Source organism: Halobacillus andaensis (genome assembly GCF_014636475.1).
In the GTDB taxonomy this organism is placed as follows: Bacteria; Bacillota; Bacilli; order Bacillales; family Halobacillaceae; genus Halobacillus_A; species Halobacillus_A andaensis.
Genome location: NZ_BMEL01000001.1, coordinates 795861 through 807893, shown reverse-complemented (window position 1 = coordinate 807893; position 12033 = coordinate 795861). Strand labels below are relative to the sequence as shown.

Below are 12033 nucleotides of genomic sequence, written 5' to 3'. Positions count from 1 at the left end.
AAAAAACTGTAGAGGAAGACTCGTTTTTTAGAAGAAATTTCGTTAGAATAGAAAAGAATCCTGTAAAAGAAAAAGAGGTGAGATGCCTGTGTGGTTAGAACTGCAGATATTTGGGTTCAGAGCATTGTGGAGTCCATATTATTTAATATTTATACTCGCCATGTCAGCGCTTTATTTTTATATAACGGGTCCGAAACGTAAACAAGGAGAAGAGCGGCCAACGATCGGTCAGCAGATTATGTTTTACGCTGGAATGCTCTTGCTTTATATAGTGAAAGGGTCCCCGGTGGACTTGCTTTCTCATATTATGTTTACAGCACATATGACGCAAATGGCTCTTTATTACTTACTGTTTCCGATTTTAATTATTAAAGGTATTCCTGTATGGATTTGGCATAAGGTCTTTGCCGCGCCCGTTGTATCGTCCATACTAAAAGTGATGACGAAACCGCTTGTATCGTTAATTGTGTTTAATGGGTTCTTTTCTATTTACCATATGCCTGTTTTTTTCGATTACGCTAAGTCGAATGAAATGGCCCACACTTTAATCACCACGTTTATATTACTTACAGCCTTTTTTATGTGGTGGTCCGTATTTAGTCCAATTAAAGAGATGGATCGTTTAAGCCCAATTCTAAAAATCGGTTTCATCTTTGCGAATGGTGTATTAATCACACCTGCTTGTGGGCTGATTATCTTCGCTGGTACACCATTGTACGAGACGTACACTCAATCCGGTGCCTGGCTGCAAGCGATGAGTTTGTGCGTACCTGGTGATGTGTTGGCAGGGATTTCAAGTTCATTGAGCGGCCCTGAATATTTTACACCGATGCCATTAGTTGAAGATCAGCAATTGGGTGGGATTATTATGAAAATTACTCAGGAAATTATTTTCGGTGTAATTATTGCTCAAATTTTCTTTAGCTGGTTTAACCGTGAAAGAGATACAATTGACCCGTTACCTGCACACGCTCAAACGGAGTCATAAATTCAGAGAGAGAGTCTTTCTTACTTTAAGTTCGACTCCTTTTTCTGTGAATTGATTTTTGAAAGAGGAGAAAATTGACATGCCGTTACTACCAACTTTAAGTACGTTTTTCATCGTTCTCAGTGCTATACTTGTCGCTATTGGATGGGTATTAATTGCAAAAGATAAACGAGCCGCTCATAAAAGGACGATGGTGGCTGCTGCTATTAGCGCATTGACCTTTTTTATCATTTACCTTAGTCGCACGATATTTGTTGGCAATACAAGCTTTGGCGGGCCGGATGACATTAAAATATACTACACGATCTTTTTAATCTTCCACATTATCTTGGCAACAACCGGTGGAGTATTTGGTTTAGTAACTTTGCGTGTTGCCTTTAAGCGAAATATTTCTAAGCATCGAAAAATTGGCCCTGTGACGAGCGTTATTTGGTTTTGTACAGCAATAACTGGTGTTATGGTTTATTTATTATTATACGTTCTTTATGACAGTGGAACGACCACAAGTATGATGAGAGCAATATTTGGATTTTAAAGAAGGCAGTCAGTTTAAAAAACTGACTGTTTTTTCTTTATTATTGTTTAATGATGAGGATAATAAGGAATATAAAATAGTATGATGGGTTTATTACATAAATAGAAAGGGAGTAGAATGATGGAATTATTATCTGCTCGACTAAAATATATCCCGATGACAATAGATCTAGCTCAAACGATTATGAAAAATCCGCTTGCATTTTATTATAAGTATCAGCTTCCGTGGAACCGAAGCTGGCCTCATGATGGGTTAAAGGCCATGCTGCCCTTTTATGTAGAATCTTTAGAAGAAGATTCAAATCATTTGGGCTTTGGTCCTTGGATCATTATGGATATCGATCAGGAAAGAGTCATTGGAGATATAGGATTCAAGGGAATTCCTGATGAGGAAGGAACAGTAGAAGTTGGATATCACATCGTTGAAACTGAGCGAAACCAAGGGTATGCTACAGAAGCATTAAAAGCAATGTGTAATTGGGCCTTTGAAAACGAACAAATAAGCAGTGTAGAAGCTCAATGCGGCAAATCCAATATTCCCTCTCAAAAGGTGCTGATTAATAACGGGTTTGCACAGACGCTATCAAATCGGGACATGTTCACTTTTCAAAAGAAAAAGCAAAAAGAAAGTAAGAAAAGTACTCCTTCACGAAAAGAAATTTAAAAAATCGCCTATCTTTGAAGAGATAGGCGATTTTTTTATAATTTAAAGTTCCAGCGGATAATACCTGCTTCTTTTGCAGAATTAAAGGCGATGACAAGAAGCGGACCTAAAATAAATCCCATTAAGCCAATTAATTGAAGACCAATATACATCGCAATAAGGGTAGCTAGTGGAGAGAGTCCGATATGGCGCCCCATCACCTTAGGTTCTACGGTTCGTCTTATGGCCAGCAGGATAATGGCCAACATGGCCAGCTGTCCGCCCATTGCTATGTCGCCAACAATGAGCATATACAGCGCCCATGGTCCAAGAATCACTATGGAGCCGATAATTGGGACGAAGTCTACAATCCAAATAATAAGAGACATAACGATTGCAACTTCTGGAGTAATCCAAAACAACCCGATTAAACATACGACAAAGATAACGATACTAACAAGGAATTGAGCTTTTAAGAAACCAAACACAACGTAAGAAAGTCTTGCGTTCATAAATTTTACTTTTTCTGAAGTCGATTCAGTAAAGTTGCCATGCATCTTATCCTTTAAGCGAGGCAATTCTAGCATAAAGAGAAATAGCGCAATTAGGTAAACGAGAAAGCTAATTAAATACTCAGGGATTTTAGCAGCAAAGGCTGCAATGTTACTAAGCTGAAGCTTCTGGCTTAGTGTCTGAGTCGTTGTATCTATAGTGTTTTGGAGCTCTACGGAAACTTTATCAACAAATTCACTGGGCATATTTTGCGTGAAACTATTCATGTTGTTTTGCCAGTTGATTAAAACATTATTGATTTGGTTAATATAAGACGGGGCATTATCTGCCAGCTCCACTAGTTGAGTAACGGCACGAGTAACAGCATATGTACCTAATAACCCGATCATGATGACAAACAATAGAAAGACAATGGTGACAGCCATTTTTCTATTGAGCCTAAATCTAAACTGCATCCACCGAACAGCGGGGTTTAAAAAGAGGGCTGTAATTAAAGCGATGATTAAGGGAACTGAGACAGGTAAAATGAAGTATCCTGCAACAACAAACAATATCCCCAATAATAAAAGAATCCACTGTCGTTTCGAAAGGTAGCGGAACAATGTAAACTGAATCCTCCTTCTGGAAAGCAAAATATGCTTTGACTTTTAAAAAAAGCCGCTCACCTGAGCAAGGTGTGCGACTCCTTATCATAAGTATGACTACTTATGAATTTTGGTACTGAGCTACCGCGTCCTTTAGTTTTTCCACTGCTTTCGTAGCTCTTTCCATTAAGCCTGCAGGGAACTCTTCTTGTTCGCCGTATTCAACACCGTGAGGATAATAATGTTTACCGAGTAGGGGAGTGACTAATTGGATCACAGCATTTCCACGGTCGACATCTCCTTCGACGGCATATCCTTGTATACGAATATAATACGTAACATTTTTTTCAGGGGCGCTTACTTTGTAATCATAAGTAACACGTTCGTAATCCCAAGATCCACCTAGAATAAAACCGTTATTTTCCATAATTTGAGTAAGGGGCTGTAAATCAACAACAAGTCCCTCAATACCAGTACCTTCAAGCTTCATTTCTTCCACCTCACAAATTTTATGTATCTTGTATCATTTTATTATGAACGAGTACAAGTTGCAATTGATTGAACGCTAAACCTCTATTAATTTAGTGAACATCACCTTTTATGTGAACTTCCAGTGTGATGCTTGCACTTCCTTATTATACTATAAATATTCCCAGGATGCATGAGTTAAACTCGACATTGTGGAGATACTAACCATTGATATTGATTAAAAGAGGAGGATCTTCATGAAAAAAGTGAGAGACATTATGACTACGGATTTGTCTGTTTGTCAATCAAGCAGTACATTGTTTGATGCGGCAAGCATGATGAAACAGAAAAACGTAGGTTCTGTTCCGATCTGTGATGAAAATGGCCAACTTATGGGAATGGTAACTGACCGTGACTTAGCGATTCGAGGTTACGCAAATCACAGTGCTGATTCAACTCCTGTTCAACAAGTGATGAGTGATCACTTATACAGTGTGACTCCTGACACGAGCTTGGAAGAAGCTAGTCAAATGATGGCCGAACACCAAGTACGTCGTTTACCAGTTGTTGAAAACGGAAAATTAACCGGAATGATCTCTTTAGGCGACCTTTCTACAGAGGAAATGTCAGATGAAGCGGCAGGCGTCGCTTTACATGAAATTTCTGAACCGCCAGAGCTTCATTAACTATGTATGGACGGCCAATTCGGTCGTCTTTTTTGCGTTTGAACACCTGAAGAAAAGCTGCATAGGCTATAATGTAGTCTACGTAGCGAGGTGTGAACATCAATGAGTGAACACAATTTACACCCTAGTGTTCAAAAGTTTAAGGCATTTGTTAACCGTCATCCTTCTTTAAAAGACCAGGTAAGAAAAGATCATACTCGTATTCAACATTATTATGAGAAATGGATGATTCTAGGGGAAGATGATCCATATTGGGACCAAGTGGCAGGAGACGAGCAAAAGGAAAGGTTAACGAAGAAAGAATGGATGAGGCAGTTTGGTGATTTGCTTCAGGAAATTGACTGGGAGGATGTTTCTAAACACATTGATGACCTCAATGGGGCCATCGGGCAAATTCAACAGTTAATTTCAAATGTGCAGCAGGATAAACAAGAAACGGAAAGACGTCCCCCCATCCAATTTCCGTACTATTAATTACAAAGGGCAGATGGAATTCATATTTCATTCTGCTCTTCCTTTTGGTATGATGAAAGTGGAGGTGGGCATGTATGTTAGCCACAATGGAAATTGTAGATCTTTTAGATCGATCAGAAGCCATTGGCCAAATGATAATGGATTCCGATGTTATGGATCACTATCAAGAGACAAAAAGGCAGTTAGAATCTGATGAGGAAGCTCAGTCATTAATTCGCAATTTTAATCATATAAAAGATCAATACGAGGATGTACAGCGTTTTGGTCGCTATCACCCGGACTATAACGACATTATGAAGAAGGTCCGTAGTGTTAAACGAGAAATGGACATGCATGAGAAGGTCGTCCAATTTAAGAAAGCGGAAAGAGAAGTTCAAAGGCTTTTAGATGAAGTGAGTCAAAGCGTTGCTTTTAGTGTGAGCGAACAAATTAAGGTCCCCCGTAACGGTATGGTGTTTGATTCAGGCTGCGGATGTGGAAGCGGTGGCGGATGTGGCTGTGCTTCTTAGAAGTAAGCCTTTATAAATTATCCTTGCTGTCTTTGTACATGACTGTTACGATTACTCTAAACATTTAAAAAAGTAGGGAAACTTTATGAGAACAAAACGACAAGGTCTCATCGTTTATTTTCAGCATATGAAAAATATAAGGCAGATTAAAAAACACGGACATTTAATTCACGCTTCGAAAAAGCAGAAATATGCTTTGCTTTATGTCGATCAAGAAGACGTTGAGTTTAAAATGGACAAGCTGGAACGACTCCCTTTTGTGTCACGCGTTGTATTATCATATAAACCTGAAATTCGCACGAACTTTGAAAACGCGAAACCAGATAAAGCAAAACAATATGATTACAAGATGGGAATATAGGAAAAGCGTTCGTCTACTAGACGAACGCTTTTTTACTTAGATTCGATAGATTCCAATGTGAATATCTTCAATTAAAAAGAGATTCCGTTGCTTGTGACGAGAACAGGGTTGGATCCTTAACCCTCAATAGAACTATCTTCGGCATCATTTATCAGAGCCTTTAACTTAATGGTGAAAGTCTTTTATTGGTTCGCAAAATTCCAATTAGGTAATTATAATAGAGCTCGTTTTCTGGAAAGACATTGGAAGGTTTAACCGTATATTCGATCACATGATGACCAGCACCTTCGACCATGTTTTTAAATAATTCAAAGCGCTGATTCGGTTTCTCGTGAGGATTAGGTATGCCTTCTCTGCATATATAAATAGGTTGGAATTTTTGCTCCGACGTAGGTTTCATTATAAGGGCTAAAGAAGCTGCTGATTGGCCTGACTTTTCACTATAGAATGCGAGTGCATTTTGAATTCTTTCAGGCATTCGTCTACCAAGTTCTACAAGCTCATAAATGTCTGTATATCCCTCGCCTAGTTCGATGAATTTCTGAATCATATCTTATCCTCCTGCGATATCTATGTATTTAGATTGAGTCTTATGTAACTGTAGCATTAAATGGAATAATTGTGAATGCGGTAGGGATCGGGAAGGCAAAAAAATAGGGCTGTCCATAGACGGACAGCCCTTCTTTTTGCTTTCAAACGTTGAAGCAAAAAGCAAAGGGAGAGGAGAAACCGGTAGAAGAACTTATGGGGAAATAAGTCTTCTCCGTTTCCAGAAGCAAAAGTCCTGCTTCTGTTACAAGTATGACCTATTCTTAAAAATTTATACGATGATTGATGTATAAAAATCAAAAGTTTCCAGCCAGTGCTTATTTGTGGTAGGATAATTGTGAATATAGAGAGGAGGGGCTTATGATGAGAGTGATTGCTGGTGATCATAAAGGTAGACCGCTTAAATCAGTGCCAACCCACAAAACACGACCAACGACTGACAAAGTAAAAGAATCCGTCTTTCAAATGATTGGCCCCTATTTTGACGGGGGAGCGGCGTTAGATTTGTTTGCAGGGAGTGGAGGTCTTGGAATAGAAGCGTTAAGCCGAGGCGTAGAATCCTGTGTGTTCGTGGATCAACAACCAAAAGCAATTGAAACGATATATGAGAACATTAATATGCTTAAACTCAATGAGAAGGTTGAAGTGTATCGTACAGACGCATTAAGGGCACTTAAAGCCGCTGGCAAAAGAGAGCTAAAGTTTAATTACATATTCTTAGATCCCCCATATAAGAAATTTTCTTATGAGGATTTACTTGCTAAAGTGCTGGATTATGAATTGCTGGCAGACGGGGGAACGATCGTTTGTGAACATGATGCTTCCGAAGAAATACCCGAAAAGGTACAGCATTTAACATTAATCAAAACAGAAAAGTATGGAAGTAATATAGGTGTATCTATTTTTAAGTAGGAGGTTTATCAGATGACAAGATTAGCAATATGTCCTGGCAGTTTTGATCCTGTAACGTATGGACATATCGATATTATTCAACGTGGAGCACAAGTGTTTGACCACGTAACGGTGGCTGTTTTTAACAATCAAAGTAAATCTCCATTGTTTAACGTAGATGAAAGAGTGGCCCTTCTTCAGGAAGTCACAAAGCATTTTGATAATGTCTCGGTTGATGCGTGCAATGGGTTGTTAATGGATTACGCAGAAGAAAAAAATGCTCAAGCGATTATTCGAGGACTGCGAGCAGTTAGTGATTTTGAATACGAGATGCAAATCACTTCCATGAACCGGAAGCTAAATCAAAAAATTGAAACGTTCTTTATGATGACAAACAATCAATACTCTTTCTTAAGCTCAAGCATTGTTAAAGAAGTTGCAAAATACCGAGCGAATATTTCAGATTTAGTGCCACCTCCTGTTGAAGAAGCCTTGAAAAAGAAATACGAAGCTTAAATCAGTTATTATTGTAACTGCTTTAGACTGTTGAAAAAGTTTGAACGGATATAATACGTAATCATAGGGTAGTTCCTTTATTTTTGTGTGGAGAAAAGGAACAGGAAAAAGTGCTGCTTTCCACGGGGCAAGGCGGAAAGTCTCTTCGGTGTGCGATCTCCAAGGCCTCTCCTGACTGCTCGTCCCGCAGGAGCCGTCACTTTTTCCGTTTCTTTTTATTACACTGTGCTCCTGGAACCACCAATCAATGAATACTTTGCGGCAAACTCTGTTTCCATAAGGGAACAGAGTTTTTTTAAAAAAGTGATCAATTATCGAAAAAGGTTTTTTTGGAAACGGCGATACTCCTGCGGGAGACGAATCAGGTGTGCCCCCGGAGGGCTAAACGGAGGCCATTGAAAAAGTCCTTTCTAATCTAAAAGAGCTGTTAAAGTTTGTAATTGTATCTCACGAATCGCTTGTCGGTGGATGCTTGCCGTGGGCACGGCCTCAGCTAACTTGGTCAAGAAGATCACTTGACCAAGTGGATCTTCGGCTCGCGCTGTTCCCGCGACGCACCGGACGTGCTAGTGTCGATGTTGGCCACAGGACGTGGCCGGTTTTAATCGACCAGGCGTCACCCCCGAACGCTCATCGTGGCATCGGCAGAGACCAATCTAAAACCCATTCGTATGTTCAAATATTTCTTTGAAGGTAAAACATTCGCCTACAGAAAGGGAGTCTTTTCCTAAAACACTTTATTCTATCGAACTACACAATCATAAAAATGTAGAGAAACCTTAAGTTTCTAGCTTTAAGAGGTCGGGACATAAGTAAACTTTGATATCGAGAAACGAACATTCGTATAAACGCAGATGATTAGCGTAGTCAAAATGCGGAGACTCCAGTGGAAACAGCACGAGTCGAAGATCCCGCAGAACGGTCTTTGCTTTCTGAGGAAGCTGAGGCCGTGCCCACGGAAAGCGGAGTATTTTGACGGAGCGATCGTGTACATTCGATGTAGTATAAATCATCCTAACTGATTTCAATCGAATCGTTCGGATGATTTTATGCTTTATTCAGTTTTGTCCCGCCCTGTTCACTTTTTTGCAGCTTAAGAAAAATGCTAAAGCAATAGCCACAATGGTGAAAATGGGTCCGTACATATACATGAATTCCAAATACGAATGGTTGTGATGAGCGGTTATATTCGAAACGTTAATGGAGTTGGAACTGACGATATCCGTCGTATGATAAAGTACAGTGACAATCAATACGGCTGTTACTCCGTGAATGATGCGGGCCATAAAATAGGGAGCAAATCGAATATCTGTGTCAGCTAATAGGCTGGCGATTTGAGCTTGAATGGAAAAACCATGAAAGCCGAGCATAAAGCTGGCGAGACACAACTGAGTAAGCAGTGGAGCATTAGAAGAAGTAACCTCTCCAATACCAGTGGTAAGTTCTAGTAAACCAGTTAAGATCGGGAAATGAAGATCGGATGGTACATGGAAAAGGTGTAGAATTTGATAAGAAATATCAAGTAAAAAACTATGTTTAAGCATTCCTGTCAGCACGGAAAACATAATAATAAATCCACCAACAAGAAGAAGGGTTTGTACAGATTGAATAACAGCGTCTCCTAATAGTTTGCCAAAAGGCCTCCCATCCTTTAATCGAGATTTATGTATGGATAAAAAGGCTTCCTTAAGTGAAAAACTGGCAGTCCGATACGAAGACCTTTGATCTCGATACCCATAAAATCGCATGAGAAATCCTACAATGATGCACCCGCCATAGTGTGCGGCTGCCAGTAGGATACCTAAACCAGGGTCCCCAAAAAAACCAACACTGACCGCACTAAGAATAAATAGCGGACTTGAAGCGTTTGTGAAAGCTACGAGCCGCTCCGCTTCTATACGAGTAACTTGTCCGTTTTTACGCAGTTCTCTTGTCCATTTTGCACCTGCTGGGTACCCGCTGGCCATTCCCATTACCCATACAAATCCTCCTGAGCCAGGCACATTAAACAACGGTCTCATAAACTTCTCAGATAGGATTCCTACCCCATGTACGACACCCAGTCCAAATAACAATTCTGCCACGATAAAAAAAGGTAATAAGGATGGGAAGACAATTGACCACCACAAGTTTAAACCTTTCGTACTTGAAGACAGTGCCACGTCAGGCATTTGAATCAGGGAAATCGTTAGATATATAATAAAAATAGTTAACAATAACGTTTTTACATATGCCAGAAGAATCACCCCGGAGCATTCTCGTTTTCTGTACTTCTAAAATCATCCATAGTAAAATGATTATAGATTTCTTATCTCTTTTACCTATTTGTACGCTCATAAGTGCCTTGCTTATTCCATAAAATAAAAGGAAGCTTCCTTAACGTTAAAACAGGGCATACTTAAGCTGATAAGAAATACCAAGGAGAGATGCGTTTTGAAGCAGCCTAAGATCGGGCTCGCACTTGGATCTGGCGGCGCTCGAGGATTTGCTCATTTAGGTGTCCTAAAAGTTTTACATGAGCACGACATTCCTGTGAATATGATTGCCGGAAGCAGTATGGGTGCGTTAGTTGGTTCATTATATGCATCAGGTCAAAAAATTGAAGATTTATATAAACTGGCCTTAACATTTAAACGGAAATACTACCTTGATTTTACGGTTCCTAAAATGGGATTTATTCAGGGGCGTAGAATTAAGGAGTATATCCGTTTATTTACGTTTGGGAAAAATATCGAGGATTTTACCATTCCAACCTCAATCGTGGCTACTGACCTGTCAGCGGGAAAAAAGGAAATTTTTCAAACAGGTCCTGCCAGTGAAGCGGTTCGCGCCAGTATAGCTATACCTGGAATTTTTGTTCCAGAGAAAATTAATGGTCGATTGTATATTGACGGAGGCGTCATCGATCGCGTGCCTGTGTCAGTGGTGAAGGATATGGGGGCCGATATCATTATTGCTGTCGATTGTGCCCATAGCAAAGCTGAGCCAAGCATACAATCGATCTATGATGTCATTATCCAAAGTATTGATATTATGCAGGATGAGTTAGCGTCTGTTACTGGGGTAGCCTCCTATACTGATGTTATGATCCGGCCGGACGTCGAGCAATTCAGCTCCAGAGCCTTCACAGATTTAGAAGAAATTGTGGAGGAAGGAGAGAAAGCAGCGTCTAGAGCAATAGACCAAATCCTAGAAAAGATGAGAGACTGGAAGGGGTCCTAAAAAAACATGAAGTCAAACAAAAGAGTAATTATTACCGGAATTATAGCTATACTTTTTGTAGCTTTCTTAGGGGCTTACCGCTTGCCTTATTATATTTATAAACCTGGAACAGCAGATGCACTACAGCCATTTGTGGAAATCGCGGATGCGTACCCAAGCGAAGGAGATATGCATTTAGTTACGGTTAGAGGAGGACAGGCAACACCAATTCAATGGGCGCTTGCGAAAGTCCGTTCTTATCATGAAGTGGTTCCTTTAGAACAAGTTCGTCCGGAAGGGATTTCGGAAGATGAATATTTTCATGCTCAACTGCAGTTAATGGAATCTTCACAAGAAGCCGCTAAAGTGGTCGCTTACGAATCAGCAGGTCGCGATATAACCATAGATTATGAAGGGGTATTCGTCGTACAGGCTTTAAAAGGAATGCCGGCTGAAGACGAATTAGAACCTGGGGATGAAATACTTAGTGTGAATGGAGAAGAAATTAGTGAGTCAGACGAACTCGTAAATTACGTAGAACGTTTAAGTGAAGGTGATGAAGTAACGTTAACCATTAAACGAGGGGATGAAACGCTTTCTAAGGATATACAAGTAGCTCCTTTCCCTGATGACCCTGATAAAGTAGGGGTAGGAATATCGCTCGTAACGGATCGATCTGTAGAAGTAAATCCCGAAGTCAATGTAAAGAGTGGAGACATTGGAGGACCTAGTGCGGGGTTAATGTTCTCCTTGGAAATGTATGACCAATTAACAGAAGAAGATATTACAAAAGGTCGAGAAGTCTGTGGTACAGGCGAGATTAATTACGAAGGGGAAGTAGGAAGGATCGGAGGGATCGATAAAAAAGTGGTAGCTGCTGATCGAGAAGGTTGTGATGTCTTTTTTGCCCCAAATGAGGGAGAAGAAGAAGGATCAAATTATGAAGTGGCTATGGAGGCAGCGGAAGATATCGGTACAGGTATGGATGTGGTAGCCGTGGATACGTTTGAAGACGCGCTAAATTATTTAAGTGAATGATAAGAAAAAGTATCTTTTCTTTAAGTGCACGCCGTATTCAATTATGAGTTTTTTAAAACAGGATGGGGAAAACTGAAT

Annotated in this window: 15 protein-coding genes; 11 read left to right on the top strand and 4 right to left on the bottom strand. The window is 40.0% G+C overall.

The window, feature by feature from the left end; all coding sequences use genetic code 11:
* Positions 1-88 precede the first annotated feature (88 nt).
* From ctaG to IEV27_RS04175, 3 genes are all read left to right on the top strand, one after another.
* Positions 89-988: a cytochrome c oxidase assembly factor CtaG gene (ctaG, locus tag IEV27_RS04185; RefSeq protein ID WP_188376805.1), complete on the top strand. Its 900-nt coding sequence runs from the start codon at positions 89-91 to the stop codon at positions 986-988.
* A 79-nt stretch (positions 989-1067) separates the two neighbouring features.
* Complete coding sequence (locus IEV27_RS04180; protein ID WP_188376191.1) at positions 1068-1523, top strand: DUF420 domain-containing protein; 456 nt, start codon at positions 1068-1070, stop codon at positions 1521-1523.
* A gap of 120 nt (positions 1524-1643) precedes the next feature.
* On the top strand, positions 1644-2186 hold the full coding sequence (locus tag IEV27_RS04175; RefSeq protein WP_188376190.1) for a GNAT family N-acetyltransferase: 543 nt from the start codon (positions 1644-1646) through the stop codon (positions 2184-2186).
* Between the two features lie 35 nt (positions 2187-2221).
* Here the strand turns inward: IEV27_RS04175 and ytvI are convergent, their stop codons facing one another.
* A complete protein-coding gene (ytvI, locus tag IEV27_RS04170; protein ID WP_188376189.1) occupies positions 2222-3280 on the bottom strand; it encodes a sporulation integral membrane protein YtvI in 1059 nt (352 codons plus the stop codon).
* 103 nt (positions 3281-3383) lie between these two features.
* Entirely contained in the window at positions 3384-3752 is a 369-nt protein-coding gene (locus IEV27_RS04165) for a YugN family protein (RefSeq protein ID WP_188376188.1), read from the bottom strand.
* A gap of 235 nt (positions 3753-3987) precedes the next feature.
* Between IEV27_RS04165 and IEV27_RS04160 the strand changes: the two genes are divergently transcribed.
* From IEV27_RS04160 to IEV27_RS04145, 4 genes are all read left to right on the top strand, one after another.
* Positions 3988-4416 (top strand): CBS domain-containing protein, encoded by a 429-nt coding sequence (locus IEV27_RS04160; RefSeq protein ID WP_188376187.1) that lies wholly within the window; start codon positions 3988-3990, stop codon positions 4414-4416.
* Positions 4417-4518: 102 nt separating this feature from the next.
* A complete protein-coding gene (gene ylbD / locus IEV27_RS04155; protein WP_188376186.1) occupies positions 4519-4890 on the top strand; it encodes a spore coat protein YlbD in 372 nt (123 codons plus the stop codon).
* A gap of 74 nt (positions 4891-4964) precedes the next feature.
* Positions 4965-5399: a YlbF/YmcA family competence regulator gene (locus IEV27_RS04150; protein WP_188376185.1), complete on the top strand. Its 435-nt coding sequence runs from the start codon at positions 4965-4967 to the stop codon at positions 5397-5399.
* 85 nt (positions 5400-5484) lie between these two features.
* Positions 5485-5760, top strand: a complete 276-nt coding sequence (locus IEV27_RS04145; RefSeq protein WP_188376184.1) for a YlbG family protein — start codon at positions 5485-5487, stop codon at positions 5758-5760.
* A gap of 160 nt (positions 5761-5920) precedes the next feature.
* Here the strand turns inward: IEV27_RS04145 and IEV27_RS04140 are convergent, their stop codons facing one another.
* Positions 5921-6310 (bottom strand): DUF7147 family protein, encoded by a 390-nt coding sequence (locus tag IEV27_RS04140; protein WP_188376183.1) that lies wholly within the window; start codon positions 6308-6310, stop codon positions 5921-5923.
* 362 nt (positions 6311-6672) lie between these two features.
* Between IEV27_RS04140 and rsmD the strand changes: the two genes are divergently transcribed.
* Positions 6673-7221 (top strand): 16S rRNA (guanine(966)-N(2))-methyltransferase RsmD, encoded by a 549-nt coding sequence (gene rsmD / locus IEV27_RS04135; RefSeq protein WP_188376804.1) that lies wholly within the window; start codon positions 6673-6675, stop codon positions 7219-7221.
* A 12-nt stretch (positions 7222-7233) separates the two neighbouring features.
* Positions 7234-7716: a pantetheine-phosphate adenylyltransferase gene (coaD, locus tag IEV27_RS04130; RefSeq protein WP_188376182.1), complete on the top strand. Its 483-nt coding sequence runs from the start codon at positions 7234-7236 to the stop codon at positions 7714-7716.
* A gap of 1058 nt (positions 7717-8774) precedes the next feature.
* On the opposite strand, the gene spoVV is transcribed toward coaD, so the two are convergent.
* On the bottom strand, positions 8775-9962 hold the full coding sequence (spoVV, locus tag IEV27_RS04125) for a dipicolinic acid transporter SpoVV (RefSeq protein WP_229734826.1): 1188 nt from the start codon (positions 9960-9962) through the stop codon (positions 8775-8777).
* A 187-nt stretch (positions 9963-10149) separates the two neighbouring features.
* On the opposite strand from spoVV, the gene IEV27_RS04120 reads away from it, so the two are divergent.
* On the top strand, positions 10150-10938 hold the full coding sequence (locus IEV27_RS04120; RefSeq protein WP_188376181.1) for a patatin-like phospholipase family protein: 789 nt from the start codon (positions 10150-10152) through the stop codon (positions 10936-10938).
* Between the two features lie 6 nt (positions 10939-10944).
* Entirely contained in the window at positions 10945-11955 is a 1011-nt protein-coding gene (locus tag IEV27_RS04115; RefSeq protein ID WP_188376180.1) for a SepM family pheromone-processing serine protease, read from the top strand.
* Positions 11956-12033: the final 78 nt, after the last annotated feature.

Excerpts from the sequence above, each read along its gene's own strand:
- IEV27_RS04180 (WP_188376191.1), top strand. The coding sequence starts at position 1,068 with ATGCCGTTACTACCAACTTTAAGTACGTTTTTCATCGTTCTCAGTGCT.
- IEV27_RS04175 (WP_188376190.1), top strand. The coding sequence starts at position 1,644 with ATGGAATTATTATCTGCTCGACTAAAATATATCCCGATGACAATAGAT.
- IEV27_RS04165 (WP_188376188.1), bottom strand. The coding sequence starts at position 3,752 with ATGAAGCTTGAAGGTACTGGTATTGAGGGACTTGTTGTTGATTTACAG.
- IEV27_RS04160 (WP_188376187.1), top strand. The coding sequence starts at position 3,988 with ATGAAAAAAGTGAGAGACATTATGACTACGGATTTGTCTGTTTGTCAA.
- ylbD (WP_188376186.1), top strand. The coding sequence starts at position 4,519 with ATGAGTGAACACAATTTACACCCTAGTGTTCAAAAGTTTAAGGCATTT.
- IEV27_RS04150 (WP_188376185.1), top strand. The coding sequence starts at position 4,965 with ATGTTAGCCACAATGGAAATTGTAGATCTTTTAGATCGATCAGAAGCC.
- IEV27_RS04145 (WP_188376184.1), top strand. The coding sequence starts at position 5,485 with ATGAGAACAAAACGACAAGGTCTCATCGTTTATTTTCAGCATATGAAA.
- IEV27_RS04140 (WP_188376183.1), bottom strand. The coding sequence starts at position 6,310 with ATGATTCAGAAATTCATCGAACTAGGCGAGGGATATACAGACATTTAT.
- rsmD (WP_188376804.1), top strand. The coding sequence starts at position 6,673 with ATGAGAGTGATTGCTGGTGATCATAAAGGTAGACCGCTTAAATCAGTG.
- coaD (WP_188376182.1), top strand. The coding sequence starts at position 7,234 with ATGACAAGATTAGCAATATGTCCTGGCAGTTTTGATCCTGTAACGTAT.
- IEV27_RS04115 (WP_188376180.1), top strand. The coding sequence starts at position 10,945 with ATGAAGTCAAACAAAAGAGTAATTATTACCGGAATTATAGCTATACTT.